The organism is Zavarzinia sp. (genome assembly GCF_041650655.1).
Taxonomy (GTDB): domain Bacteria; phylum Pseudomonadota; class Alphaproteobacteria; order Zavarziniales; family Zavarziniaceae; genus Zavarzinia.
Window position 1 is genome coordinate 1 of the sequence record NZ_JBAZKR010000213.1, and the last position, 3,414, is coordinate 3,414.

The following is a 3,414-nucleotide window of genomic DNA, read 5'->3' on the forward strand; positions in this document are numbered from 1 at the left end:
AGCGAGTGGACCGCGATGCCGAGGTGATCGATTTGCTTAATCATTTCTTATGGAGATTCCTCTGGAGACCCGAGTATGGCGCAGGTCAGGAATAAGCTCTGCGCATATTTTGGCAAACTACCATCATCGCTTGGTCTTTCGGTGATTATGCGTTGCCAAGATGATAGACCAGTCTGATGGAGTGCGCCAAGAGCGGGCTGTCGCTGCTTGAGTTCCATCATGGCCATGACCACACAGGTTGCAGCAGAGAAATCAACCCGTCCCCCGGGGCCGGCGACTTATGCCGACTGGCGCTCGACCGTGGAGCAGGAGCTCAAAGGCGTGCCGATCGGGAAAAAACTCGTCACCCGCACGGCGGAGGGCATCGAGGTGCAGCCGCTCTATCGGCGCGAGGATGCGGCGGCGCTGAAGCTCGCGACCGGGCCCGGCGAGCCGCCTTATTTGCGCGGCACCCGGCCACCGGCCGGGCGGGCATGGCGCTGGGAGGCCGGCCGGGAATCCGCCGACAACGACTTTTCTCCGTTGCCGGCGCTGGCGCTGGCCCTGGCGCAGTCGAAGCCGGGCGGGCGGGCGGCGGGGACCGTGACCGCCGATCCCCTGGGCTGGCTGCTGGACCACGGTTCGCTGCCCATGCCGCTGGCCGATTGCCTCAACGATCTGGCCGAGGGGCTGCAGACGGCGGACAAAGCCGGCCGATCCGACCGGGTCGTCGGCATCGGCGCGCAACGCTGGCACGAATGCGGTGCGACCGCGGTGCAGGAACTGGCCTTTGCGCTCGCCGCCGGCGCCGAGTACTGGCGCGCACTGCTCGACCGCGGATTGACGTCCGGACAGATCGCCCCGCGTACGCAGCTCGGTTTCGCCGTCGGCGTGGATTTTTTCCTGGAGATCGCCAAGTTGCGGGCCGCCCGCGTGCTCTGGGCGGGGATGACCGGCGCTTTCGGCGCCGACGCCGGGGCCCGGAAGGCGCACCTTGCCGTCCGCACGGCCCGGTGGGACAAGACGCTCTACGATCCGCATGTGAACCTGCTCCGCGTGACCACGCAGGCGCTTGCCGCCGTCGTGGGCGGCGCCGACGCGATCGACATCCGGCCCTTTGACGAGGTGACCGGCGCGCCGACCGAGCTGGGCCGGCGCCTGTCGCACAACCTGCACGACATCCTGGCGGAGGAGTTTGCGCTTGAAAACCAGATCGATCCCGCCGGCGGCTCCTGGTACGTCGAGGTGCTGACCGGGCAGCTCGCGCAGCAGGCCTGGGCGCTCTTTCAGGACATCGAGAAACGCGGCGGCATGGCCGCGGCGATTCTGGCCGGGTATCCGCAACAGCTTGCGGCCGGGGCCGCCGGGGACCGGCAGGCGCAGATCGACACGCGCCGCCGGCCGATTCTCGGCACCACGGTGCAGCCCAATCTGCGCGAGGAGCCGAAGCCCGCGCCCGCCACGCCCGTTCCGGCCGGGGCGAAGCGCAAGTCCGTGCCGAAGCCGATCAAGAGCTTTTCCGCCCTCCGGGCTGCCGCGGCCAAACGCACCACACTGCCCACACTGCGCCTCGCCTGGACGCAAAAGCGCGCCGCCGGCCCGACCGCGACCGCGCTCCAGCCGTTCCGCGCGGCGGAGGGGTTCGAAGCCGTACGCCGGGCCGGCGACGATTTTCTCGCGCGCACCGGCCGGCGCGCCCGGGTTTTTCTCGCTCGGATGGGGCCGCCCAAGCAGCACAAGGCCCGTGCCGACTTCTCCGCGGGTTTCTTCGCGGCCGGCGGCTTTGAGATCGAGGGCAAAACGAGCTTCGCCACGGCCGCGGAAGCCGCGGCGGCCGCCGTCGCCTCGGGCGCGGCTGTCGCCGTGCTCTGCTCGACCGATGAAACCTACCCGGAGCTCGCGCCGGCCTTTGCCCGGGCGGTCAAGGCCGCCCGGCCGGCGCTGGCGGTCGTTCTGGCCGGACATCCGGGCGAACGCGAAGCGGAGTTTCGCGCCGCCGGATTCGATGAATTCATCCACCTCCGCGCCAACGTCCGGACAACCCTGGCCCGGCTGCAACACCTCGCCGGCCTTCTTCCATGAAAATCCATCCGGATTTCACCCAGATCTCCCTGGCCGACGCCGCGCCGGTCGCGGCGCCCGTCCGTCCGTCCGGCCCGTCCGTCCCCTGGATGACCAGCGAGCAGATCCCCGTGGCGCTCGTCCACACCGCGGCGGACATCGCCGCGGTGCAACAGCCGCTCGATTCGATGCCGGGCTTTCCGCCGTTCCTGCGCGGACCCTACCCGACGATGTACGTCGCGCGGCCCTGGACGGTGCGGCAATACGCCGGATTCTCCACCGCCACCGAAAGCAACGCCTTCTACCGCCGCAACCTGGCCGCGGGCCAGATGGGGCTCTCGGTCGCCTTCGATCTGCCGACCCACCGCGGGTACGATTCCGACCATCCGCGCGTCGTGGGTGACGTCGGCAAGGCCGGGGTCGCCATCGACTCGATCCTGGACATGAAGCAGCTGTTCGACGGCATCCCGCTGCGCGGGGTCTCGGTGTCGATGACGATGAACGGGGCGGTCATTCCGATCATGGCGTTCTACATCGCCACCGCCCTGGAGCAGGGGGCGAAACTCGAGGAACTGGCGGGCACGATCCAGAACGACATCCTCAAGGAGTTCATGGTGCGCAACACCTACATCTACCCGCCCGGCCCCTCGATGCGCATCATCGCCGACATCTTCGCCTACTGCGCCGGGCACATGCCGAAGTTCAACTGCATCTCGATCTCGGGCTACCACATGCAGGAGGCGGGCGCCACGGCCGACCTCGAGCTGGCCTACACCCTCGCCGACGGCCTCGAATATCTGCGGACCGGCGTGCAGGCCGGTCTCGACATCGATGCGTTTGCCCCGCGCCTGAGCTTCTTCTGGGGCATCGGCAAGAACTTCTTCATGGAGATCGCCAAGCTGCGCGCGGCCCGCGTGCTCTGGTCGGAGATCGTCGGCGGATTCAAGCCGAAGAATCCGAAATCGCTCGCGCTCCGCACCCATTCGCAGACGTCGGGCTGGAGCCTCACCGCGCAGGATCCGTTCAACAACGTGGCCCGCACCTGCCTGGAGGCGCTGGCCGCGGCCGGCGGGCAGACGCAGTCGCTCCACACCAACTCGCTGGACGAGGCGATGGCGCTGCCCACCGATTTTTCGGCCCGCATCGCCCGCAACACCCAGCTGTACCTGCAGCAGGAGACCGGCATCTGCCGCACGGTCGACCCCTGGGCCGGCTCCTACTACGTCGAGTACCTCACCGACGCGCTGATCAAGAAGGCGCGCCAGCATCTCGCGGAGGTCGAGGCGCTCGGCGGCATGGCCCGGGCGATTGAAACCGGCCTGCCCAAGATGCGCATCGAGGAGGCGGCCGCCCGCCGCCAGGCCGCGATCGATT

Annotated in this window: 2 protein-coding genes; both read left to right on the forward strand. The window is 68.6% G+C overall.

All coding sequences use genetic code 11. The annotated features are described in order from the left end of the window. Window positions 1-219 precede the first annotated feature (219 nt). The gene (locus WC493_RS22385) at window positions 220-2,061 is read left to right on the forward strand and encodes a methylmalonyl-CoA mutase family protein (RefSeq protein ID WP_373068699.1); all 1,842 of its coding nucleotides are present in this window, start codon (window positions 220-222) and stop codon (window positions 2,059-2,061) included. Next, a partial coding sequence (locus WC493_RS22390) for a methylmalonyl-CoA mutase family protein (protein WP_373068701.1) occupies window positions 2,058-3,414 on the forward strand: 1,357 nt, incomplete at its 3' end. The genes WC493_RS22385 and WC493_RS22390, both read left to right, overlap by 4 nt.